Genomic DNA, 23,893 nt, shown 5'->3' on the forward strand with positions numbered 1-23,893 from the left:
CTTTTCAAAAACGCTAAATCAAAAGTTTACATAGATTACTATTATTGGTTCATTACTCAGTCAGGGGTATATATGTTTAAAAAGTCTCTTTGCGTGGCCTTTTTGGGATTCCTATTGGTTCCCACAATGGCTTTTTCTGATTCCACTGCAGGTAAAGTCCGTTCCAAGCTAGGCGATGTCAATCGCCAGAAGGAAAATCAACAAACATGGAAACCCCTTTCTGTCGGGGCTAGCGTGTACATGTCCGACCGTGTGCGTACGGGGACAGAGTCCGAAGTGATCTTCGGCCTGCCGGACGGGAGTGTCGTTAGCATTGCCGAAAATGCAGAAATGGTGATTGCCGACCTTTTCGAAAAGGATGGCGTTTTCAGGACAAAATTGGATATTAAGAAGGGCCATGTCGGCTTCGATGTCAAGAAGCTTTCGGAGAAGTCCTCGTTCGAGTTCAAAACCGGTACGGCGACCGCTGCGATTCGCGGTACAAAGGGCTTTATCGGCGGCGAAAAGGGCTTTGTCGGTAGCTTGAAGGAAGGTAAGCTTGAGATTACCTCGACGAAGAGCGGCCGGAAATTCTCGATCGGCGCCGGTGAAACGGCCTTGGGTCGTGATTCTCTCGTTGTGCTCAAACTTGCAACTTCCGGTAGCCCCTCTCTGGCCAAGGCTTTGGCCAAGGTAACCGAAGACTCGACGCTTTCTATCGACCAGATTGTCGAGGCGGCCAAAGTGGCCGATTCTACGGTCGCTGCCAAGGAAAACGCGCCGCTTGACGAAGAATCCATGAAGGTTTCTTCCGTTTCGTCGGTAGTTTGTTCGGGTGGCCTCCAGATTGAAGGTTCCTACCGTACGGCGGTTTCTACCGCTTCCCTTGTTGTGAAGGCCGGAACGTATGTTTCTGAGAACCTGGCCACATCGACCGACGGGAAGACGCATACTTTCTCTGTCAGCGTTCCTGTTACCGATGAAAACAAACTTTGGACGCTTACTTCTGCTGACGTTGTCTTGACTGCCGGCGAAAAGGTTGTTACCGAGACGGTCTCCTATACGGCCGACAAGAGCTGTGCCGAGGTGAATACGCGCCCCGCACAGATCCGCTTCAGTAGCTATGATTCCCTCCGTTGTGTCGCGAATGTGGCCGTTTCCGGCCTCGAGGACGATGCCGCCATATTCTCCGTGGATGTGGACGGAACTCCGAAAACGCACGAATCTTTGACCCGTAACGCCTTGAAACGCGCCAAACTCTCCGAAGGGGTTCACGAATACGTGTTCTCCGCAGTGGATATGGCGAAAAACAAGGTTGAACTGAATAAAAAGCTGGGCTGTTTCCCGCCGCGGAAGTTCAATGTCCAGATTCTCGGCAAAAAACGCGAAGTTGTGTCGAACCCGCCAGGGACTCCGAAGGGGTATGACAAGATTGTAAAGACGGTTCAGTTTACCGTCCGTGTGCCGGGTGGCGATCCGAGTGTTCTTTACAAGGTTGTTGTGAAGCAGAATAGCCGCATCATCTTGGAGGAATCTCTGAACCAGATTCAGGCTTTGGATTACCAGGTCCCTGTGGAACTGGTTCGCAAAGGAGTCAACAAAATAGAAGTCGAAGTCACTCATAAGAGTGGTTACATTGTAAAAGCTCAGAAGGTATACGAGGTCTTTTAAATGAATTTTCTATATCGAATTCTCCCGCTAGTTCTCATTGTCACCCCTCTATCGTTTGCTGCAGGAGAAACCTCGCAGGCTTCGTCTAAAGCTAGCGCGCCTGCCCCGGCGGCGACTCCGGCTCCTGCGCCAGCGCCTGCTCCGGCTCCGGCACCTGCTCCGGCTCCGGTTGCGGCCCCAGCCCCAGCTCCCGCCCCGGCACCAGCTCCCGCTGCGGCATCTGCTCCGGCCCCTAAGCAAACGGCAGCTCCGGCTCCGGCAACGGAAAATGTGGCAAAGAAGGTGAAAGACGAAGAACCGGTTGACGATATAGATGCTCTTTCTGGCGATACGCTCCCTGTCGTGAACGGAACGCCGCTTTCGGGCTCTGTTTCAGGCTTCTTGAGCAAAGACAAGTCCCCGTACCTCATTAGCGATTCCCTGATTGTCGGCGAAGGCCAGGCCCTCGTCATCCAGCCGGGTGTTATTATTGCTTTCAAACCGGGAGCTATCCTCGATATTCGTGGAGGCTCCCTTGCTGTTGCTGGTGAAGAGAAGTCTCCGGTGATTTTCCGCCCATTCAACAAGATGGGCCACTGGGGCGGTATCCGCATTGCTGGCCCCATGCAGGCGGACTTCAAGAACGTATTTATCCGCAATGCCGTCAATGCCGTGTCGGTGGAAAATGGAACTCTTACAGTCCAGAATGCCGTTATTGACAAACCGCTCGAAACGGGTGTTTACGCCCGCGCTGCGAAGGTGACCCTCCAGAATTCTATCATGACGAACGCCTTGGGCGTTGGTTTCTGGGCTGCCGACAAGTCGACTCTCCGCTTGGACAATGTCCGTGTCAACGGCAACAAGGTCGGCCTTGTGGCCGAATCGAATGCCGAAGTCCGGCTTAATACCTCTACCTTCGGCTCCAACGAGGTCGCTGTCTTGAACATGGGCGACAACAATGTCACCGAGACGGGTTCGTCCATCACGGGGAACAATTTTGGCGTCGTCTCTACCGAATTCCCGGTGAAATTCAAGAATGCCATTAGCTATAACGAAGAAGATGCCGCTTCCAATGCGAGAAAGCTGCATTCCACCTTGCCCAAGGAACCGAAAAACCCCAATGCGGGTGGCTATCGTGCAAACGAGCCGGTCCTTGACGATATCGACCCCGATGCTCGCTGGAAAATGTCCGGTAACGTGGTTTCCGATGTGGGATACCACCTCGTGCGTACCCGCCACAATCATACGGGTGCCGATTTCTATAGTGGCGTGAGGGATACGGTCAAGAATGGCGACCGCTACGTCAACTACTTCCAGACGCCTGGATTCTTTACGAATTTGAGCGCCTACATGTTGATGGAATCTCCGTGGGGCAGTTCCTTGGAACTCACTGTGGACCTCTCGAGCGATTCCTGGAACAGTTTCAATCCCCATACCTTGCAGGCTATTTATACGGACCCGTTCCAGAAATTGGCTTTGGGTAATATATACCTCTCCGGTGGGAACACCTACCTCGAAGGTATTGATGTGCTCGGTGGTTCTTATGACTTGAAGATTTTGCACAACCGTGCCGGTGACCCGCTCTTTGTCGTGACCGGCTTTGCGGGTGAAACTCGTAACCCGCTGAAAGAAGGCGATAGAAATCCGGATATCTACAAGGATTATGTCGAGGTGGGCGAGGCTGAATCCCAGGAAATGGTCGCTGGCGGTATGGTCCGCTGGAACATGCATCCGCAATTCTCCGGGCTTCTCGGCTTTATGGGCAGCAAGGACTATATTGAAGACCCGTTCCTCCGCGACGGCATGAGCGAAAATACGTTGCTTGCCACTCCGCGCCGCAGTTCGCAGACCGCCTTTGCCGAGGGTAGCTGGATTGCTTATCCGGGTAACATGGAATTCCACGGCAACCTCGCTATCGGTGCCGCCGATACGTCGAACGCCCGTTCTATCCGCGCTGTGAACCAGGTGTTCTCCAATGCGGGCGTGAGCACTTCCAATTATAACCTGCTCAACCGCTTGATGAAGGACCCGGGTGTCGTCTCTCGCATGAGCGAAAAGGAACTCGTGGCCATCTTTGGCGACAACACGATGATGACGACTTCGCAGATGAGGGCTGAACTGAAGCGCCTGCTCGAAGAGGCGAAGAGGGTTCGCAATCAGTATGCCTCGAATGGTTACGAAAATGACCGCCTTTCTGACTGGAACGGCAAAAATGCCGCTTTCGGTGCCGATTTCCGCTGGACATACCATAAGTCCGAACTGAGCGCCTACCTCCGTGCTGTCGGTCCTGAATTCTACAGTGCCGGTTCTCCGGATCAGATCCAGAACTCCCGTGAGTTCGGTGCTTTCTTCAAGCAGGGATTCTCCGACTTCTGGACATTGACGATGACTTATGACGTGGATGTCGAAAATGCCGGTAACGGCAACCAGTACAACGCCTTCGGTTTCAACGAGGGTACGACTTGGGGCTTGTTCAACGAAGCTCCGGATAGCTGGCTCGAGGAACACGAAATGGATGAAAACCGCGCCATCAACACTCAGGATGCGAGCGCCAAGAACCTCATCAATATCGGTTCTTATGTGGACTTGACTCTCGGTTATGCGTTGAACTACAGAAGCCACCATCGCCCGACTCGCCTCTATGCCGATTTCGACAAGGCTTCGGGTGTCTATGAAGACAGTTGGTTCAAGGCTAGAGGAAAATCGACCCTCAAGGTCAACGATTCCCTGGAAATCGATTCTGCCCGCTGGGCTCAGTACTATTCTCATGTCCAGGATGAATACCTGGCTGCGGACTTTACCGAAAAACTGCTGAAACAGTCCGTCCAGGTGAATTTCGACATCAAGATGCCGTACAATGTGCTGAGCCTTGGCTGGATTCTCACGTTCCGCAACGATCTTTCTGAATTCGACGACGACAAGGCCATGGACGAATTCGACTTTAGCGACGAGACTTACGGCCTTCTCGGTTACTATTTCCATGGTGGCGACTATGTGGAACATCGCTTCCCGACCAGCTTGACGACGACGGTGGGCGACATCACGAACGTCATTTCGTTTACGCCGCGCTACAAGGTGTTCAACCGCAACGACATGACCGATTTCGAGTGGTTCCTTTCTGACAACTTTACTTGGGGCATTTCCAAGAACTTCCTCGAGCTGACTCTTGCCGGGTCGCTCCGTCGCGAGTTGCTGGAATACACCGACGAGGGTGTGGACTATTCCGAAGAGGAAATGGATGTGGACGGATCTGTCATGTTCCGTGTGTATTTCACGAAAACATTCTTTACGGACTGGACTTTGGGTGCCGTTTACGACTACCGCCCGGATAGCCGCTCTGACGAATACAAAGACTTCTATGGTATTCTTTCTTTGAATTATGCCTTCTAGGCGTATGGGGAGTTGAAAGATGAAAAACGTTAATAAATACAAGAAAAAGACAATATTTAATCGCATTTTGGCCATTTTTCCATTTGCGTTGTGTGCTGCGGGCTATTCGTATGCAGATTCGGTTACGGATGCTATTCCAGAAAAAGCTTGCACGTTTTTTATAGACGATGTTATTGATTGGGACAGGCTGCGTAGTGATATTACAACACACTCTTCTTTCGATTGCCCTGTTATTGCCGTCAAAATTTCCGGGACACTCCATTTCTCCGATGTCTCTTCTATGCCTAAGCAGTCGGCATTTCCTACAATTGACGTGCAAATTGATTTGCAAAAACGTGACCTCTACATTTACGGAGACCCGAATTCAAGCAAGAATGTCATTGAGGGTGTTGTGCTGAAAGGTAGGGAGACGTCGCTTTTTACGAATCTTGGTAATATTCTCTATGTTGACGGTGTTGATATTGAAAACAGTTTCATACTTCCTCAAGCAGAAAGAAAGCTTCCTCGTAACGTCGGTTTCTTTGCTGATACAGTGAAGAATGCCTATTTCAAGAATGTGAATCTGAAAAATGTCGGTATGAGGGGACTTTTAGATTCCACGAATTCACTATCGACGTTCAATGATGTGGGATTCCTTGTGGGTGTCGTCGAAAGAACGGCTGAGGTGACTCACGTCTCTGTAGATGGTCTTCAGATTTTCGATATGTATGTCTCTAATATGGGCAGTCTTTTCGGGCGTGCTAAATGGAGCGTTTCTGCGGATGATTGCCAATTGTCTAATATTGCTTTGACGGGATCGTTGATGCCCGGTAATTCTAAAGATGTTATCTCGATGTCTGCGTTTGGTGGCCTTGTGGGTTCACAAGATATAAGCGCCGGATTGTTTACGGTGAACAATACATCGATAGATGCGGACATTTCTCTCGTGGGCCAAGGTTTTGAAAAATTTGCCTATGCCGCTGGTGTTGCTGGTTATGTGATGGCCAATGTTGCTGACATTGAGCGCGTTTCTGTTTCTGGAAACATTAATGTGCAGAACTCTAGCACGTCTGCAATGACGAAGGCTTCGACGATTAGAGCTGCAGGCATTTTCGCTTATTGGAATTCCCGAAATCTGAATTCTAGATTGAATTTTGAAAAAATACAGTCCTCGGTGGATTTTTCTGTGGATTTGTCAAATTATGAGCAGACTGTCATTACGAAGCCGAGCAGTGTCTCCGCAGTTATCAACCAATCTGCTGTAGGTGGACTTGTTGGATATGTCGCATTCTCGGACAAAAATCAGATCAATGTCATTGAATCTGAATTTTCGGGATCTATAAATTATCAGTCTGGCGACTTAGGATATCCTGGGCTTGGTGGAATTATCGGCGTATATAAAAATACAAGTGCTGACGAGTCGCCATTAACGTTCTCTGATGTAAAAGTGAATGGAGATGGAGCTATACAGTATGATGGCACTGGCTATGCAAGCGTCGGAAATCTCATGGGTGTTGCTGTGAATGCTTCGATTCGCGCAAGTGAAAGTGTTTTTGAAAAAGACATCCATGTGACGCTTTCTGGAGATGAAGGGGACATTGATGGCGCTTCTGTTGGTGGCGTTATCGGTACTGCAATCCAAGCTCCTGTGAAATTCATCGATGTCTCTGTCAAAAGCGATTTGTTCGTTGACGACAATATGAAAAATGCAGACATGTCTGCCGATAGACTGGATTTGTCCATAGGCGGTGCTGTTGGTTATGCTGAAGAATCTTCATTGAAATTGGATGTAGATTATTTGGGAACGATTTCGGTTACTCGCGACAATTCTGGATCGACAAAAGAAAAAGCCTCAAAACAATATGTTGGTGGCCTTGTCGGTAAAATTTATGGCACCAACGATGCGGAGTCTGCACCCGAAGTCGTTATCTTGAATTCTAGTGCTGTCGGCAAGAATGGAACATTGATATCGACTGTTTTCAAAGGAAATAAAAACTACAGCTCCTTCATGACGGGTGGGTTAATCGGTGGCTCTGTTCTTAGAACAAAGTCTATTCGAATCGAAAAAACCTTTGTCACTGGGGATATCACTGCGCAAGACATGAAGCATGATGGCATTTCTTACATGTCGGGTATGCTAGGCTTTATTTTGGTGAATGGGAATGTTGATATCATGAATTCCTACTACCATGGCGCAATGGTTACGTCGGTGGATCCTGGTTGGCCTGATGATGTTGAGCTTAGTGTAAATTACTACCCAGTTGCATCGTTTGGTATGATTGATGACCTCACGCTAAGCAATGTGTATGTGTGCGAAACGAATAGCATGGCCTCTTCTGGATCGCTTTATTCGGCTGGTGCGTACACTAAAGTGAATCTTGAAAATGCTCTTGCATTTAGCAATGAAAATTATGTAACAAATAAGATGGCGATGAATTCTCCTGCATTTGCATACAGCCTCAACGAAAATCTGGAAGAACCCCTTTGGTTCTATGATATGAATAGTAACGGCGGACTTCCGCAATTGAGCCTGGCTGCAAGCGATCCTAAGCCAACCCAGAAGGTGACCTTGGCTGGTTTTGACGTAAGCGGAGACGAGGCGTCTGATGTCGTCATTTATACCAATAGTGATGGCAAATGGGAACTCAAGGGGGACGGTCGTCGCTTCAACGACAATGACTTGGATGTCGCCATTTACGATCCTACAACGAAAAAGCTCGTATTCTGGAAGCAGCAAGGTGGCGATCTGGAATGGAAGGGCCTCTCTGAAATGGGGAGTGTTCTTGCTGATGGCATGGTATTCGAGAAGCAGGTCGTTGATGTCCCCAAGGTGTCGTTTGGCGTGGATACAACTGTCGAAAGTGGAAACCGCATTTGGTTCTGGGACAATTCCGAATACAGCATGGTTGACGATGAAAAGTTGCCTGATGCCGTATTTGAAATCGTGTTTAACGGAGTGTCGACGATTTACAAGGGCGCCTATTGGACGGTTCCTGGGAAAAATGTCGTGTTCACTTCTTCGGCGCAACTCATTGATTATGTCTCTCACAATCTGCCAGAAGATGGAAACCTGAAGTTAGAATTCGCTTTTGACGCCATAAGCGCACTTATGTTCAAGAAAACGAATAATGCTTCGCTTACTCTTGAGGAAGAGAATCTCTGGAAATCTCTGGAATCTCAGAGATTCGAAACGACTGTGGTGTTCTCAAATACCTCGGGCGTGTTGGCTCGCTATACTTCGGCCGGGCACGAGAGGATTGGTGCTGTTACAATAAAGGGTGGAAATTCTGCGCTATTGCCGAAGGTTGACAAGTTCGCAATTATCGATGTCTTGGATGGAGATTCTTCTTCGTTCTCCTTTGTCATCAGCAAGACCGGTGGTGAAGTGCTCCGTTCTGAATATCTGTATGGAGAAGATCTTGATTTGTCCACGCTTCTCTCGGACGGTGACCAACTGATGATTTATCGGATGGGACGCATATATCATGTGCCGACAGGGCCGGATTCCGTGATTGTTGTGGATTCTACAGGAAAGCCCTCTATCGTGACTGTTGATTCGACTGGAACCTCGGTGATTGTGCCTATAGAGCCGCCGGAAGATATTGTTCCTGATCTTCCGCCTGTTGTCGACCATTCCGACGAATGTGCTGACAGTGTCTCGATTTCCGATGCCAGTGTGATCAAGTCGGGTACCGCAGCGTTGTTCTCCTTCAAGATGGATGCTCCGAAATTCTGCGATTCGCTCCTGAATCCGCATGTGATTGTCTCGGGTGCAGATGGAATCGTGAAGGACTCTGCGTTCGCATTTAGCCGCAAGACTCGTGAGTTCATGATTTATCCGCTCGATCCGGGTGAGTACACCTTCAAGATCAAGGCTTCTTCGAAGAAGAGCAAGTCTGTCAAGCAGGAATTCTCTGCCGATATCGAAATCCGCGGCCGCGTGTGGAACATGGTGGCTTACGGTTCTTGGCCGAAGAACGTTCTGAAGAACGCCAAGCCGACGATTTATTCTTGGAACGAGTCGAACGCGATTGGCGACTACTGGCAGTACGAAGCTTTGCCCAAGAATGCCAAGGCCGTCGAGACGGTTGGTTACTGGGTCCGTACCGAATCCAACGTGGAATTCAGCCTGGATTTGCCGCTGAAGAAGGCCGAATCCGATTCCCTGAGCTGGACTGTCGAGAAGTCGTTCAGTGGTTGGAATATGCTTGCTAACCCGTACTCCTGGAACCTGTATGTCGGTTCTGTGGATGGATTCAAGTCTCCGGAAGACGAAACATCCCCGATTTGGCACTGGAATAACATCACCGCAAGGTATGATATTATCGATACCTTGTTGGCGAACGAAGCGTTCTGGATCCAGGTGGATCGCAAGAGCACGATCAGCATTAGTTCGAAGCCGGTGTTCCCGGCGGTCAAGGCAAACTCCGCGGCCAAGAAGTCTTCGCTCCTCAAGAGTGCAACGAAGGATTCCTGGAGTATGATGCTTGTTGCTACTACGGAAGACGGCGCTGCCGATTCCTGGAACGTACTCGGCGTGGGCTCCAAGAACATCGCGATTGCCGAACCGCCTGCCGGTATGGAAAGTGCTGTTGGCGTGTCGTTCGTGGGTGAAGACAATGCCATGCTCGCCAAGCGCATCTTGGCCAAGGCCTCCAGTGAAGAATACACCTGGAAGGTCCAGCTGAACGCCTCCAAGAGCGGGAAGGTGAACCTTGCTCTCGAAGGCCTGGACGAAGTTCGGGCCATGGGCTACGAAGTCTCTCTCGTCATGGATGGAAAGACTTACGAATGGAACGACAATTCCTCGATGGACGTGAATGTCTCGGGTTCCAAGACGGCCGAATTGAAGGTCGTTCCGGCGGGCAAGAAGATTGCCGCAGCCAAGGGAATTGGCAATGTGCATTACGATGTGGTTGCTGGCGGGATTGCCGTGCAGTTTGACGTGTCGGCCGGAATGGCCGGCCAGAAGGCCTCTGTGCGCCTCCTCGACGTGAACGGCAACGTGGTCTCGACGGTCTACGGGAATGCCCGTTCCGGCACGAACGACTTCCGCTTGGCCGCCCCGGCTCGCAGCGGCGTGTATGTTTTGCAGGTCCGCGTGGACCGCGAGTCCCGTGTGGCTCGTCTGTCCCTCTAATCAAGGGCCGAATGTACATCGGTTGTCATCTATCTTCTATGAAGGGCTTCCTTGCGATGGGCAAGGATGCCCTTTCTATTGGCGCAAACGTATTCCAGTTTTTTACCCGTAACCCGCGCGGCGGAGCGGCGAAGCCTTTTGACAAGGCCGATGCCTTGGCGCTTGTGGATTTGATGCAGTCAAACGGTTTCGGGCCAGCACTTGCGCATGCTCCTTACACGCTCAACCCGTGTGCTGCCGATCCAGGACTTCGCGACTATGCCCGCGATGTGATGAAGGACGACCTGTGGCGTATGGACCATTTCCCGGGGGCAATGTATAACTTCCATCCGGGGAGCCATGTGAAGCAGGGCGTCGAGCGCGGAATCGAACTGATTGTCGACCACCTGAACGCCATTTTGCACCCGGAATTGAAGACGGTCGTGCTCCTCGAGACCATGGCGGGGAAGGGGAGCGAGATCGGGCGCACGTTCGAGGAACTGCGTGCGATTATCGACCGCGTGGAACTGGCGGATAAAATCGGAGTGTGCCTCGATACCTGCCATGTACACGACGGCGGTTACGACATCGTGAACCACCTCGACTGGGTGCTGGAACAGTTCGACAAAATTATCGGGTTGAAACGGTTGCGCGCCATCCATTTGAACGATAGCAAGAATCCGCTTGCAAGCCACAAGGATCGCCACGAAGTTATCGGTGCGGGTTTTATTGGGCTGGAAGCGCTTGTTCGTATTGTGAACCATCCGGCACTTCGCGATTTGCCTTTCTACCTGGAAACTCCGAACGAACTCCCCGGCTACGCCGCCGAAATTGCGCTTATGCGTAAGCATGCAAAGTAGTTTTGCCTGCGTCGACCAGGGAAGGGGAGGGGCCCTTCCCGCATATATTCAAAAAAAAGCGTTTTTTTTCAAAAATTTTCAAAATTCCCCTTGACAAAGTTTTTTCTTTATCTATATTTGGGGGCGTCTAACAGACGATGCTTCATAGCTCAGTTGGTAGAGCCCGCGACTGTTAATCGCGTTGTCCTTGGTTCGAGTCCAAGTGAAGCAGCTTAGGACCCCGTTCGAAAGAGCGGGGTTCTTTGTTTATTCTGTAGCTTAATTTGTTATTGGATTTTCTTGTCGTTTTTTTATATTTCGCAAATAAAAAAATTACAATGACGTGGAGGAAAAATCCAATGTATAAGTCTGCTTTGTTGAGTATTTTGTTTGGCCTCTTTTTTCTCCTGAGTGCTTGTGGTGATGTCGAAGTTACGACGTCTGAACTTGACTCAGGGCGTGGCTCCGACGATGCCGAAGCTATTGATTCTGTCAAAACCATTTACGATTTGGGCGAATGCAATAAAAAGCGTAATGGTGAAGTTGTTTTTATTCTGAAGGATGAATCGTACCGCCTTTGTCAAGGTGAAGATTGGCTGAAACTGGATGCGGATCCGGAGTCTTCGTCCTCTTCTAAAAAGGTATCGAGTTCGTCGAGCAAGAAGTCTTCTTCGTCTTCTGCCAAGTCGTCTAGTTCCTCGAAGCAAAAGTCCTCGTCTTCTGCCAAGTCATCCAGTTCGTCGAAGCCGGAATCTTCTTCCGATAAATCTAGTTCTTCCGATGAATCCAGTTCCTCCGAGGAATCCAGCTCTTCCGAGGAATCTAGCTCGTCGATACTTGATTCGTTGTTGCTGCCACGTGAACCGAATATTGACCTGTCTGTGGAATATGATTGCGAGGTGTACGATTGCGTGACAACGGCGCTCCTGAACCAGAATATGCTCGATTCCGGCGTGTACGGCCAGTTCCTTGATGTCCGTGATAGTCAGGTTTATCGTACCATAGCAATCGGTTCGCAGATTTGGCTTGCTCAAAATTTAAATTACATGACTGATTCTAGTCAATGCTATAACGCTTGCTCAAAATATGGACGTCTCTACTATCAGTCGGAAGCTCTGCATATTTGCCCTGAAGGATGGCATTTGCCGAGCAGCGAGGAATGGAATACCCTGGATACAATCGTCAGCGCCTTGAAAAAAAGCGACATCGGCAATGGAAATGCCTTGAAATCCATTAATTCGTGGACCAGAGAAAAGGGAAATGACGAATTCGGATTCTCCGGTCTTGCCAGTCATTATTTCGGAAGCGTCTATATTTGCAGAGGAGATCACGGCGTGTACTGGACATCGGACGAATATGAATATCGCTGTCTGCTGAATGACCGCTCTGACTTGTATCCTTACAAGGAAACTTATAGTAAGGATTGGGGCATGGCTGTCCGCTGCCTGATGGATTAGTTACTATTTTTTAATTGTGGGGTTAAATATGGACAAATTCATCTTTTTTTGTGCGGTCGGCATGCTGACTATGGCTTTCGTTGGTTGCGATTCTTCGCACACTTCTAAGCCGATTGTCATTGATGAAGAACTTGCATCGATTGATCCGGATCCGACCCAGAGCGAAGATATCAAGGCTCTGGAAGTCGTTATCCGCGATTTCTCTACAGGATTCCCTGATTTTGATAACTTCCAGTCGGAAGCTTACGAAAGCCAGGTCAGTAGTAAAATCAATCGCGAAAAATATCCTGAAACCCCCTCCGTTGACACATGGAAAACTTGGCTTTATCCCGGTTATGTCGACAATGAGGATTGGAAGGCCCGCCGTGAAATTCCTAATGGTTACGATACTTATGGCTGCGGAAATGCCCAGACGCCTAAGTATGGTATAGCTGTCGGGACTCAGGGGGCTCCTCATGACCGTACAAGTGCCACGGGAGTATCTTTGGCTACGCCCGATTACATAAATGAAAATCTTGATGCTTCGTACGTTTGGTATGGAGAATTTGGGGCATGCAATGGCGGTAACAGAACTGTTCGCGGTTATGCTCACGAACTTTGTACCGATGCGACGGAAACGTGGGATGATTCTACAGTAACCCGTAGGTGTGATAAAGAATGTGGCGCTTATATTTGGGCCGAAAAGGTGTATATTACGCCGGGCATGGTCGAACAGAAACTTACTTTCAAGAATGGTGAAGATGGCAAGTTGAACATGCTCGAACCGGTCATTACGAAGGCGCGCGACGCATGTGACAACATGTATTTTGAATTGTGGTTTACAGACAACTCAATGAATAAAACTTCCGAAGGAACGCTCGAACTCAAGCAAAAAGAGTCAGAGACGGGACTTTGGTATGACTGGAATAATGGTGGGTTCTATCCTCTAGATTCCGTTGAAGATGATGGCAAATGGAAGTCTATAAATACTAAGTTCGAAAACCAATTTGGTCCGCAAAGTTTGACGATTTATTGTCCGCCTTACAATTATATATATGCGTCAACTCAAACGGATCGGTTTGGGTCGCAAACAAATAATCTTTGCTCGGCATGGTTGAATGCAGGTGGGCCGAGAGTTGAAGATGCGGCTTTGACTGCTGCCATGAGAGATGCTCGGGCTGGGTTAGTTAATCTCCGCAATTCCGGCTTTACTATGATGGGGTATGCTCCGTTCAAGTATAAGAAGGGTGCCGGCAAGATGTTCGAGTTTACTTCGCTGGACGATATGTGGGTTTTTGTCGATGGCGTTATGGTGCTGGATTTGGGCGGCACCTCGTCGCCCAAGAAAGGTTGGGTTGAATTGGATCGGCTCGCAGTGAACAGTCATGGATGCCATTCGGACGACCCCTTGCAGGCTTACTGTAGAGGGAAAATTGAAAATGATGGATCCTGGAAAGACGGTACTTGGCACCATTTGCATGTTTTCTATGCAAATCGGCATTCCAGCAATTCAACGCTCTACATGAGTTTCTAGAAAGTTCATACAACAGAGACCTGCCTTCGTGGTGGGTCTCTTTTTTTTGATAGGAAATTTTTATATTTCGGATATGCTCAAGAAAATTTTTATCGCTATTCTCGCAGCGGCCGCGTTCGCGCTGGCGGCTGATCCAGTCACTATCGAAGGCCGCCTGACCGAAATCCCGGGCAAGATGCCGAGCAACGACTTGTACAGCTACGTGTACGTGTTCAAGTACAAGGTGTTGAAGGTCGTCTCTGGCAAGCTCGATGCCAAGGAAGTGCTGGTGGGCGTTTACAACCCGCTCATTGCACGCGGCAAGGTCAAAGACAAGATGGCCGACAAGAGCAAGGGCAACGTGGGCGAGTTCAAGGCGAAGGCCAAGCACACGCTCAAGATTGTGCCGCTCGAGGGAAACTGGGACGGAGCCGTCGAAGACGAATACTTTGACGACGAATCCCCGCGCTATCTGGCCATAGAGGTGAACGAGTAATCGGTAAACAGTGGTTAGTAAACAGTGGTTAGTAAATAGGGCGGCTTCGCCGCGATTATAAATCCTAACCACCAACCACTAATCACCAACCACTAGCTTATGGTTTTTTCTTCCCAGATATTCCTGTTCTACTTTTTGCCGACGTTCTTGGTTGGCTATTTTGTGCTGTTCCGTGCCGGGGTCAAGCATTCCGGCTTGAACTTCTTCATCACTGTTTTCAGTTACATTTTTTACGGCTGGCTCGAACCGTGGCTCGTGTTCCTGATGTTCGGCTCGACGCTCGTGGTGTACGTGAGCGGGCGGTTCATCTCGGCTCCGGGGGCGAGCAAGCGGCAGCGTAACCTGGCGCTCCTCGCGGCGATTGTCGTGAACCTCGGTGCGCTCGGGTTCTTCAAGTACTACATGTTCGGCATGGGTGTCATCAACGATGTGGTAGCGAAGCTCGGTTGCGAACCGTTCTCGGTGATGACGGTGCTCTTGCCGGTGGGCATCTCGTTCTATACGTTCCAGTCCATGAGCTATGCGATTGACGTGTGGCGCGGTACGGCTCCTCCGGTCAAGGACTTCGTGACGTTCGCCTGCTACGTAGCGCTTTTCCCGCAACTTGTCGCGGGCCCGATTGTGCGCTACAATACGGTGGCCGAGGAACTCGCAACCCGCACGCATACGCTCGAGAACTTCGTGCGCGGCATCATGTTCTTCAGTTTCGGCTTTGCCGAAAAGATTTTCCTTGCGAACCAGGTGGGCATCATCGCCGACCGCGTGTTTGCGGCAGACGCCCCCGGCGTGTTGAACTGCTGGTGGGGTAGCCTTGCCTACATGTTCCAGATTTACTTCGACTTCTCGGCGTACAGCAACATGGCGATTGGCCTTGGCCTGATGCTCGGGTTCCATTTCCCGCGCAACTTCAACGGCCCGTACCGTTCGGGGAGCATTACCGAATTCTGGAAGCGCTGGCATATTTCTCTCACGAGCTGGTTCCGTGATTACCTCTACATTGCGCTCGGCGGAAACCGTGTGGGCAAGAAACGCCTGTACTTTAATTTGTTCATGGTCATGTTCTTGAGCGGCGTGTGGCACGGCGCGAACTGGACGTTCGTTTGCTGGGGCCTGTACCATGCCTTCTTCATGATTCTGGAACGTGCAAACAACAAGAACGCGCTCTACTACAAGGCGCCCCGCGTGGTGCAGATTCTCATTACGCAGGTGATTGTGCTGTTTGGCTGGGTGCTGTTCCGTGCCGATAACATTGGCGAGGCGTGGCGCATGTGGAAATCGATGCTCGGGCTTATGCCGGTAAGTGGCGCCGATGCCATCCTGACTGCCGAGATCTTCACGCCGACGTGTGTGGTGTTCATGGCGGTGGCGGGCCTGCTTTCGTTCTGGAAGTTCCGCAGTTTCGACTGGTGTAACGAGGTGAAATTCTGGAAGGCGGTGGTCGCCCTCGGGCTCTTTGTGCTCGCGACGCTTGCGCTATTTACCCAGAGCTACAACCCGTTCCTTTATTTCCAGTTCTAGGACGCCTCTAAAAATTTTTTTTCTAATTTATGGACATGTTGATGCGGAAAATTTTAGGACGTGCTCTTTGCCTGCTTTCGCTCGCGGCGAGTTTCTCCATTGCCGATGCGATCCCTGCCGGGGCGCTTTCGGCGGGTGCTTCGCAGACGCGTGACCAGCAACTCCGCGAAATTCGCGATGTGATGCGCGGTGGACGAGGTGGATTCTTGGACGTGGGTTTCAACTATTTGCCCCTTCCGAGCCAGACTCCTTTGGAGAGCCCTTACGGTGAACACGACGGTTTTGCCTTCAGGCACCATTTTGCTGGTTTCGGCAGTGGCGAGGTTGCCAAGCACACTCAGCTCGGTGCATTGCTGTGGTTCGAACGTTCTGGCTGGGATGGCGAGGACTTCTTTCTCTTCCCGCAGTATAACGATTTCTCGCATGTGTCTTCCATGACGACCTGGGGGCTTACTTTTACCCAGATAAAGTATGATGTAACTCTTGCAGGGGGTATGCAACACTACAACGTGGAGCGTATCGGCGATATCTATCCCGAAGAGAACGATTCCCTGCTTTACTCCTGGGCACACTTGCGTTGGGGACACCTCAGCTTACAGGGAAATTTCCACCGTTCCGACGTGCGTTTTTTGCGCTTGTCGCTGGACTTGGAATCACGGTTTGTTTACGGCGGTTCGGCTCGCGGAATCTTGACTTATTTGCCCAATGTCGATGTCACGGTGTACAATCACTCTGCAGATCGGTTCAGTGCCGACAATTACCGTGTGAATTGGGAACAGAATTTGTACGGACAAATCCTTTATGCTGAAGTCTCGTACGATTTCCCCGACGACGGATTCCATTCGGCAGCACTCAAGTATTACCCGGATCCTTCGCGCATGGTGGCCTTCGAGGCAACTTGCATTCGCCGGGACAAGAATATCGACGGTACGGACGACCTCCTTTGGGGTGGTGCGGTTGAGTTCCCGTTTGTCCGCTTTGCCTATAATTCCTCTTACGAATACGAAAACTTTTTCCATGCCAAGGGAACGTTCATTGTCGAGTTCCAGTTCAACCTGGCAGCGATTGACGGTTTCTTGTTTGCTCGTGGCGGCACGCGTTCGGCCCCGCTCGAGACGATTAATATCGAAAAGAAAAACAAGGACAATCCGCCCGAGGGTGATGGCCTGATTCACTTGAATCCCTCAGATGCCTCGACTTCGGTCGGGAACAAGCCAAAGACTCTTGAAGCGACCGGAATCCGCTATGAAAAGTCCGGTAGCGGGAATGGAGGTCACTAATGGTTCGTTCTGTAATGAAAGCATTTGTTCGTCCGATGTTTGCTTTTTGCATCCTTTGTGCTCTGTCTCTTTCGCTAACCGGTTGTTTGAGTCATTGGTTCATCGAATCCGAGACTCGACTCCAGGTGGAAAACGCGACCGAAGATTATTCCATTCTCTCGCTGGATGTCGTGTCACTTGATGGTAGCGTTTATTCTTCGTGGATCGACGAGACTGTTTTACCGGGTGAACGCAGCCGCGTCGTGGCCGGCGATTGGGTGGGCGAGTTCAAGATTCGCGTGAAGTACACCGAAAGTGCGGACGCGAGTGGCGATACGCTCGTGGATTACCGGATGCTGGATTTTGATGGCGGCAGCATGTACCTGCGTGTCACTGCTTCCGATAAGGGCAAGCTGGAATATAAGTTCCGCTAGCCAGTCTCTGTCTAGTTTGTTTGATATTTGCCGGTGCTGTTTGCGCCGGCTTTTTCGTGCCCGCTACTTTATGCTCCAATCGATGGGTTCGAGGCCCTTGTTTTGCAGATAAGCGTTCGCTTTGCTGAAGTGCCTGCAGCCGAAGAACCCACGGTATGCCGATAGCGGGCTGGGGTGCGGGGCCGTGAGGATGAGGTGGCCGCGGCCGGGCGCTATCAGGGATTGCTTCTTGATGGCGAAGCTGCCCCAGAGCAGGAATACGAGGTTTTCGCGGACTTGCGAGAGCCTCTGGATGATGGTGTCGGTGAATTGCTGCCAGCCGATGCCTGCATGGCTTGCCGCCATGTGGGCGCGCACGGTGAGGGACGCATTGAGGAGCAACACTCCTTGCTGTGCCCAGCATTCTAGGTTGCCATGGGGCGGGGGCGTGATGCCGAGATCGTCGTGGAGTTCCTGGAAAATGTTGATAAGCGATGGCGGCGGCTCGATGCCGACGGGGACAGAAAAACAGAGCCCGTGTGCCTGGCCTGGATTGTGGTAGGGGTCCTGGCCGATGATGACCGCCTTCACCTTGTCGACAGGGCAGAAGTCGAGTGCTGCAAAAATTTTGGAGCCGGGAGGGTAGACAACGTGGTGCTCCGCTTTTTCTTTTAGGAGGACTTCCTTGATTTTTTTGAAGTAGGGTTGCTCGAATTGGTCTTGCAGGAGGTCGAGCCAGGATTGTTCAAGTTTGACGGACATGGGGAATAGTGGTTGGTAAACAGTGGTTAGTGGTTAGAGGCTGGAGGCTCGGGCCTTGCCAGTATTGCGATTTTTTCACCGTAGGCGCGGGTGTAGAAGAGTATGGCGGATTCTTTGCCCTTGGGTTTGAGCCGTGCGATTTCGGCGTCGGGGTCGAGTTTGACTCCGCGGAGCTTTATCGTGAGGCGGCCTACATTGTGCGCCCTGAGCATGTTGCGGACGGCGCTGGTGGAAATGTCGGTGCGGTCGACGACTTCGTAGCAGGAAAATCCGGGCGAGGGGAGGGGCGTATCGCTAGATACGTAGGCGATGCCTTCGGAGATGAGGTGGGCTACGGGGTCGTGGGCCAGCGCCGCGATTCCGAAAAGGCGGCTGCGCACGAGGACCGCGGCGGGTTCCGAGATGTACTTGGATAGTTCGCCGAGAGGGAGGTCCGACTGGCTGCTTGCGGTGCGGTAGACTCTGTCGCGACCTTCCATTTGCAGGTTTTCGTCGAAATGGCGCTGTTCAGCTTCGTCGCGGGTCTCGCGTGCAGCATCGCGGGGGGCTTCCCATTGGGCGATGGCATTGCCCTCTTTGTCGACGATGACGGCGCGGACGGTGCCCGGGGCACGGGCGAGTTCGCCGAAGAGGACGAGGCATTCGCGACAGTCGGAATGCTTGCCGATGTAGAGAATTTCGGTGTCGTGGGGAATTTCGCCAACGGGGTAGCCGGGCGGGAGTTTCGCCATGCCGCCCTTGTAGTGCTTCGCGATGTCGAGGACTTCGGCAAAGGTGGGCGAGAGGTTGTTCAGGTCGCGCTGGTTGTCGCCCTCGTCCGTGCGCCGGGCCGGGTCGATGGTGAAGTAGTCGGCGGGGGATTTGGCAAAGGCTTCCTTGACATCGGCCAGGACGGCTTCGCCGTCGCCGCGCATCACGCATGCGTTATGGCTGTACATGGTGATGCGGTCTTCGTCCAGGTCTACTCCGGTGACCTTGAGTTCGCGCGGCAGGAAAAAGCTGTCCCCGCCCATGCCGCAGCATAGGTCGTGTACGCTTTTTCCTCTGGCCTCCTCGCCGTTTGGCCAGAGAGTCGCCTTGTAGCGGCCGATGTCCTGGGCGGTGCTCTGTTCCAGGGCGAGCTTGTCGCACAGGAGGAACGCTTTGCTTGCCCCGAACTTTTCGCGGAATTTGGGCACGAGCGCCATGTAGTCCATGATGGCGGCGCGCTCGTCGAAACTGTACTTTTTGGCGAGTGCGCTTGATACCTGCAACTTGTCCATTTTTTTCGCAAGGGCGCCTTGGATGAACTCCTGCACGGCAGTCGATGTCAGCAATTCCTTTAGCATGATGCAAAAGCAATTTAGCTTTTTAACCTGTTGCGGCGCTAGCAAGGCGCATGCAAAAAACAGGTACGAAGTAGGATGAATGAGCGGATGCCGTCGCTACTATTAGATAGTTTGGACTTAGTGTAAAAATTCCGAAACATGAACGTGGCCACTTTTTACTTTATGCAAGTAATTCTTTTTTTTGACACCGAACATTTAATATATTTCGTTGCAGACTTTGGGCCGGCATGTCCGGTCTGACCTATTTTCATTAATAAAGGAAAAATATGAAACACTTCTCTATTGTCGCTATGGCATTTCTCGTTGTCGGTTTGGTCGGATGCAACCAGGCTTCTGCCGGCGGGTCGTTCAACCAGCAGGCTCGCCTGGACAGCCTTGAAAAGGATTTCAAGATTGTCAAGGAAGAATTCGAAATCATCAAGTACGCTCTCGACAAGCGTGGCATTTCTCTCGAACAGGCCCGCGCCGAGATGGAAGCCGATAACAAGGTCTGGGACATCCCGGACGAAGACAGCCCGGTTTTTGGCAACACCAAGGATCCGAAGCTCACCATCGTCGAGTTCACCGAATTCCAGTGCCCGTACTGCTCTCGTATCGCTCCTACGATGAAGGAACTCAACCAGAAGTACCCGGACAAAATCAAGTTCGTCTACAAGCACTTCCCGCTCAGCTTCCATGCTAACGCCCAGGCCGCTGCCGCAGCCTCCATCGCCGCCCACAAGCAGGGCAAGTTCTGGGAATTCCGCTATGCGCTCGCTCCGCACAGCCGCGAACTCAGCGATTCTATGTATGTCGCCGTGGCTAAGGAAGTTGGCCTCGATATCGAAAAGTTCAAGAAGGACATGGTTCTCGACTCTGCTATGATGGCCCGCATCGACAAGGACTTCCAACTGGGTGTCAAGGTCGGCGTTCAGGGGACCCCGAATTTCTACATCAACGGCAAGCGCCAGGACCGCTTCTCTCCGGAACTGGTCGAAAAGCTCCTGAAGGAAGCCAAGTAACGTTTACAACTGTAACCGGCGGATGTTCCGTCGGTTGCAGTTTTTTGATTTGAGAAAATTATATTCTTGAAAGATTTTAAAACACAAACCAAAGGATGCTAATCATGATGAAGCAAACTATGAAGGTCGCCGCGATTGCCGCAATGGGCATGGCCGTGGCCGTAATGGCGCAGCCGAAGCAGCCGAAGACGGTCGTTTACAAGTTCTTTGACGAACAGTATCGTCAGGGCGGGTTCGACTATGCTTATGGTGGCACGAGCAAGGGCGTCACGATTACCAAGGACGGCGGTTACAAGTCCAAGGCTGCCTTGAACATCAAACTGGACCCGAAGGAATACTCCGGTGCCTCCATCTGCTTGTACAACGAATTCTTCGACCTGAATAAGTTCATGCTCGATTCCAAGGTCGAGTTCATGATCAAGGGCAAGAACGGCGGCGAAAACGTCAAGATTGGCCTCCTCGACGAAGAAGTCAGCGACGGCAAGAAGACGCAGGTCGTGCTCCCGATGAACAAGTACATTCAGGGTGGTGCTGTGACGAAGGACTGGAAGAAGGTTTCCATCCCTCTCGTGGACTTCCCGGACCGCGGCCTCTACTGGGACAACACCCGCAAGTCTGAATTCCCGGCCCGCATCGACTGGGACAAGATTGCGGAAATCCGCTTCTCCATCGACAAGAGCGGTGCCTCCGAATTTGAAATCTGGGTAGACAACATCGAAATCGTGAAGGGCAACAAGAAGGCCCCGCCGAAGAAGAAGATGATCTACTGGGACGAAAACAACGACGTCATCGACGGCCCGAAGAACCCCGAAAAGCTCGACGGCAAGGCCAAGACGCTCGCTACGTTCTACTCCGACGGCCTCAAGGGCTTCAGCTACAGCTACGGTGGTCTCACTGCCCAGCGCGAAGCTCAGTCCAAGACCCAGGGCAACAAGAATGTGCTCGCCATGTACATCGACAACAACGACTGGTCCGGTGTGACCTACTCGCTGGGCGAAGGCAAGTACATCGACCTCTCCAAGGTCCGCAACAAGGGTGGCCTCTACTTCTGGATCAAGGGTAAGCTCGGCGGCGAAAAGCTGTACGTGGGTATCCTCGACAACCAGGGCAACGACGTGAAGAGCCAGACCAAGGTCGGCCTCAACGACTGGGCCAAGGTCAGCAAGGATTGGCAGCTCGTCAAGATTCCTCTGAAGCGTTTCATGGATAAGGGCAAGGCTTGGGATGCTAACAAGCAGGCCGAAGTCGCCAAGGACATGAAGTGGAACAAGATTCAGGAAATCCGCTTCTCTGTGGGCAAGGGCGAAAACCAGGGTGAACCGGGCAAGCCGGCTCCTGTGACCGTCTTCGTCGACCAGATTACCTTCACCGAGAACATCGACTGGGTTGACCCGGACCTCAAGTGGGATAGCTTCAAGTCTACGGCTAAGGATCTCGTGATTTCTGACTTCGAAGGCAAGTACGGCAGCGAGACCTGGGAACCGGCATTCGGTCCCAAGTCCCAGCTCAAGTTCAAGATCGAAAACTGCCCCGAATTCAAGAGCAACTGCTTGAACATCGAACACTACCTCCTCGCCGACTGGGTCGACGTCGTGCTCGACATGAACAAGCGCGGCCGTCCGGCTGCTGACCGCGACTGGACCAAGCACTGGGGCATCATGTTCGACGTGTACTCCGAAAAGGCTTGGCAGTCCATCACCGTGCAGGTGCAGGATGCCGGCAACGAAATCTTCGTTTCCAACGTCGGTGCTCCGAAGGGCAAGACCACTCTGCTCGTGCCGTTCCGCACCTTCGGCAAGTTCCCGTACTACCAGCCGCCTAACGCTGTCGAAAACGGCATCTTCGACCTGAAGGGTGTCGTTGCTCTCGACTTCAAGCCGAGTGGCGAAGGTACTGCCGGTGGCTTCAAGATTGACAACATCAGACTCACCAACCAGCGCGAAGTCAAGGCCAAGGAACGTCCGGCCGTCATCAAGGTGGCCATCAAGGGTTCTAACGACGTGCTCAACCAGGAAATCTCCGGTGGCCTGTTCGGTATCAACGCCGCCCTCTGGGATGGCGACATGCTCGACAACAAGAACTTCAAGGTCCAGACTCGCGACTTCGTGAAGCGCATCAACCACGGTATCGTCCGTTATCCGGGTGGTCTCCGTGCTGATGACGACCACTGGAAGGAAATTCTCGACAACCACGACTGGATGGTCGACACCGACGAATTCCTCGAATGGTTGAAGAAGACCGGCTCCAACGCCATGTTCACCGTGAACTTCGGTTCCGGCACCGAACAGGAAGCTGCCGCTTGGGTGAAGCACACCAACATCGACAAGAAGGCCGGCATCCTCTACTGGGAAATCGGTAACGAAGTCTATGGTAACTGGCACCCGTACTACGAAAAGTATGGTAAGGACGGCGGTACTATCTACGGTAAGCGCGCCCGCAAGTTCATCGAAGCCATGAAGAAAGTCGACCCGACCATCAAGGTGGCTGTGCTCGGCGTTCTCGAAGGCGACTGGAACGAAAAGGTGCTCAAGGAAACCGGTGACATCGCTGACGGTCTTATCGTCCACCACTATCCGCAGCACTTCGGCGAAGAAAACGACTTCGCGCTCCTCTCTGCTCCGCAGACTCTCACCGCTATCTACGAACGCCTGCACAAGGTCGTGGACAAGTGGACTGCCCACTACAAGAAGGACAAGAAGATCGAACTCTGGCTCACCGAATGGAACTCTGTCGACTTCAACCCGGGCCCGCAGACTCTCTCTGTCGAGAACGGCTTGTTCGTCGCCGACTACCTCGGTATGCTCGCCACCGAAAACGTGGACAACGCCCAGTACTGGGATATCCATAACGACATCACTCCGGAAGGCGGTGACTATGGTTACCTGACCCGTTCCGGTGAAAACTGCATGAACTGCCCGCGTCCGAGCTACTGGGCCTTCCAGATGGCTTCCGACGCTCTCCGCGGCAAGCTCATGAAGACGACGATTACCGGTGACGAAGATGCTCTCCTCACGGCCTACTACACCGTGAAGGGCAAGAAGAAGCAGCTGTTGCTCGTGAACAAGAGCCCCTACAGCGACTTCGACATCAAGCTCGACATCGACGGCTTCAAGGGTAAGGCCAAGGTCCAGACTCTGGACAAGACCTCCGAAAAGCTGAAGGAAGGCTGGGCCAACGACCCGTCCAAGAAGGCTAAGACTGTCGATATCTC

The 23,893-nt window shown here is 51.8% G+C and carries 14 protein-coding genes and 1 tRNA gene; 13 read left to right on the forward strand and 2 right to left on the reverse strand.

All coding sequences use genetic code 11. The features are described 5' to 3' along the window. Window positions 1-72: 72 nt before the first annotated feature. The 11 genes from Q0Y46_RS10845 to Q0Y46_RS10895 all read left to right on the forward strand — a co-directional run bounded on the left by Q0Y46_RS10845 (window position 73) and on the right by Q0Y46_RS10895 (window position 17,612). Complete coding sequence (locus Q0Y46_RS10845) at window positions 73-1,650, forward strand: FecR family protein (protein WP_297947323.1); 1,578 nt, start codon at window positions 73-75, stop codon at window positions 1,648-1,650. Then, on the forward strand, window positions 1,651-5,019 hold the full coding sequence (locus Q0Y46_RS10850; protein ID WP_297947325.1) for a right-handed parallel beta-helix repeat-containing protein: 3,369 nt from the start codon (window positions 1,651-1,653) through the stop codon (window positions 5,017-5,019). Window positions 5,020-5,086: 67 nt separating this feature from the next. Next, window positions 5,087-10,138 (forward strand): hypothetical protein, encoded by a 5,052-nt coding sequence (locus Q0Y46_RS10855; RefSeq protein ID WP_297947327.1) that lies wholly within the window; start codon window positions 5,087-5,089, stop codon window positions 10,136-10,138. An 11-nt stretch (window positions 10,139-10,149) separates the two neighbouring features. After that, on the forward strand, window positions 10,150-10,977 hold the full coding sequence (locus tag Q0Y46_RS10860; protein ID WP_297947329.1) for a deoxyribonuclease IV: 828 nt from the start codon (window positions 10,150-10,152) through the stop codon (window positions 10,975-10,977). 138 nt (window positions 10,978-11,115) lie between these two features. Continuing rightward, window positions 11,116-11,188 (forward strand) — tRNA-Asn (locus Q0Y46_RS10865). A 127-nt stretch (window positions 11,189-11,315) separates the two neighbouring features. Beyond that, window positions 11,316-12,413 (forward strand): FISUMP domain-containing protein, encoded by a 1,098-nt coding sequence (locus Q0Y46_RS10870; protein ID WP_297947331.1) that lies wholly within the window; start codon window positions 11,316-11,318, stop codon window positions 12,411-12,413. Window positions 12,414-12,441: 28 nt separating this feature from the next. Further along, window positions 12,442-13,926, forward strand: a complete 1,485-nt coding sequence (locus Q0Y46_RS10875) for a fibro-slime domain-containing protein (RefSeq protein WP_297947333.1) — start codon at window positions 12,442-12,444, stop codon at window positions 13,924-13,926. Window positions 13,927-13,999: 73 nt separating this feature from the next. Continuing rightward, window positions 14,000-14,401, forward strand: coding sequence for a hypothetical protein (locus tag Q0Y46_RS10880; RefSeq protein WP_297947335.1), 402 nt, complete (start codon window positions 14,000-14,002; stop codon window positions 14,399-14,401). A 99-nt stretch (window positions 14,402-14,500) separates the two neighbouring features. Further along, window positions 14,501-15,919 (forward strand): MBOAT family O-acyltransferase, encoded by a 1,419-nt coding sequence (locus Q0Y46_RS10885; RefSeq protein ID WP_297947337.1) that lies wholly within the window; start codon window positions 14,501-14,503, stop codon window positions 15,917-15,919. A gap of 41 nt (window positions 15,920-15,960) precedes the next feature. Continuing rightward, entirely contained in the window at window positions 15,961-17,199 is a 1,239-nt protein-coding gene (locus Q0Y46_RS10890) for a hypothetical protein (RefSeq protein ID WP_297947339.1), read from the forward strand. Continuing rightward, on the forward strand, window positions 17,199-17,612 hold the full coding sequence (locus Q0Y46_RS10895; protein ID WP_295679465.1) for a hypothetical protein: 414 nt from the start codon (window positions 17,199-17,201) through the stop codon (window positions 17,610-17,612). Before Q0Y46_RS10890 ends, Q0Y46_RS10895 begins: the two co-directional genes overlap by 1 nt. 63 nt (window positions 17,613-17,675) lie before the next feature. Here Q0Y46_RS10895 and ung read toward each other — a convergent pair whose 3' ends face one another. Then, complete coding sequence (ung, locus tag Q0Y46_RS10900; RefSeq protein WP_295679463.1) at window positions 17,676-18,353, reverse strand: uracil-DNA glycosylase; 678 nt, start codon at window positions 18,351-18,353, stop codon at window positions 17,676-17,678. Window positions 18,354-18,379: 26 nt separating this feature from the next. After that, window positions 18,380-19,681: a hypothetical protein gene (locus Q0Y46_RS10905; RefSeq protein WP_297947341.1), complete on the reverse strand. Its 1,302-nt coding sequence runs from the start codon at window positions 19,679-19,681 to the stop codon at window positions 18,380-18,382. A gap of 290 nt (window positions 19,682-19,971) precedes the next feature. On the opposite strand from Q0Y46_RS10905, the gene Q0Y46_RS10910 reads away from it, so the two are divergent. Beyond that, entirely contained in the window at window positions 19,972-20,682 is a 711-nt protein-coding gene (locus Q0Y46_RS10910) for a thioredoxin domain-containing protein (RefSeq protein WP_295679458.1), read from the forward strand. 104 nt (window positions 20,683-20,786) lie between these two features. After that, window positions 20,787-23,893, forward strand: a 3,107-nt coding sequence (locus tag Q0Y46_RS10915) for a carbohydrate binding domain-containing protein (protein WP_297947343.1), incomplete at its 3' end; no start/stop codon positions are given.

It is taken from the genome of uncultured Fibrobacter sp. (assembly GCF_947305105.1).
In the GTDB taxonomy this organism is placed as follows: Bacteria; Fibrobacterota; Fibrobacteria; order Fibrobacterales; family Fibrobacteraceae; genus Fibrobacter.

Bases quoted from the DNA above. Each gene is read 5' to 3' on its own strand.
- Q0Y46_RS10845 (WP_297947323.1), top strand. From the start codon at position 73: ATGTTTAAAAAGTCTCTTTGCGTGGCCTTTTTGGGATTCCTATTGGTT.
- Q0Y46_RS10850 (WP_297947325.1), top strand. From the start codon at position 1,651: ATGAATTTTCTATATCGAATTCTCCCGCTAGTTCTCATTGTCACCCCT.
- Q0Y46_RS10860 (WP_297947329.1), top strand. From the start codon at position 10,150: ATGTACATCGGTTGTCATCTATCTTCTATGAAGGGCTTCCTTGCGATG.
- Q0Y46_RS10870 (WP_297947331.1), top strand. From the start codon at position 11,316: ATGTATAAGTCTGCTTTGTTGAGTATTTTGTTTGGCCTCTTTTTTCTC.
- Q0Y46_RS10875 (WP_297947333.1), top strand. From the start codon at position 12,442: ATGGACAAATTCATCTTTTTTTGTGCGGTCGGCATGCTGACTATGGCT.
- Q0Y46_RS10880 (WP_297947335.1), top strand. From the start codon at position 14,000: ATGCTCAAGAAAATTTTTATCGCTATTCTCGCAGCGGCCGCGTTCGCG.
- Q0Y46_RS10885 (WP_297947337.1), top strand. From the start codon at position 14,501: ATGGTTTTTTCTTCCCAGATATTCCTGTTCTACTTTTTGCCGACGTTC.
- Q0Y46_RS10890 (WP_297947339.1), top strand. From the start codon at position 15,961: ATGCGGAAAATTTTAGGACGTGCTCTTTGCCTGCTTTCGCTCGCGGCG.
- Q0Y46_RS10895 (WP_295679465.1), top strand. From the start codon at position 17,199: ATGGTTCGTTCTGTAATGAAAGCATTTGTTCGTCCGATGTTTGCTTTT.
- ung (WP_295679463.1), bottom strand. From the start codon at position 18,353: ATGTCCGTCAAACTTGAACAATCCTGGCTCGACCTCCTGCAAGACCAA.
- Q0Y46_RS10905 (WP_297947341.1), bottom strand. From the start codon at position 19,681: ATGCTAAAGGAATTGCTGACATCGACTGCCGTGCAGGAGTTCATCCAA.
- Q0Y46_RS10910 (WP_295679458.1), top strand. From the start codon at position 19,972: ATGGCATTTCTCGTTGTCGGTTTGGTCGGATGCAACCAGGCTTCTGCC.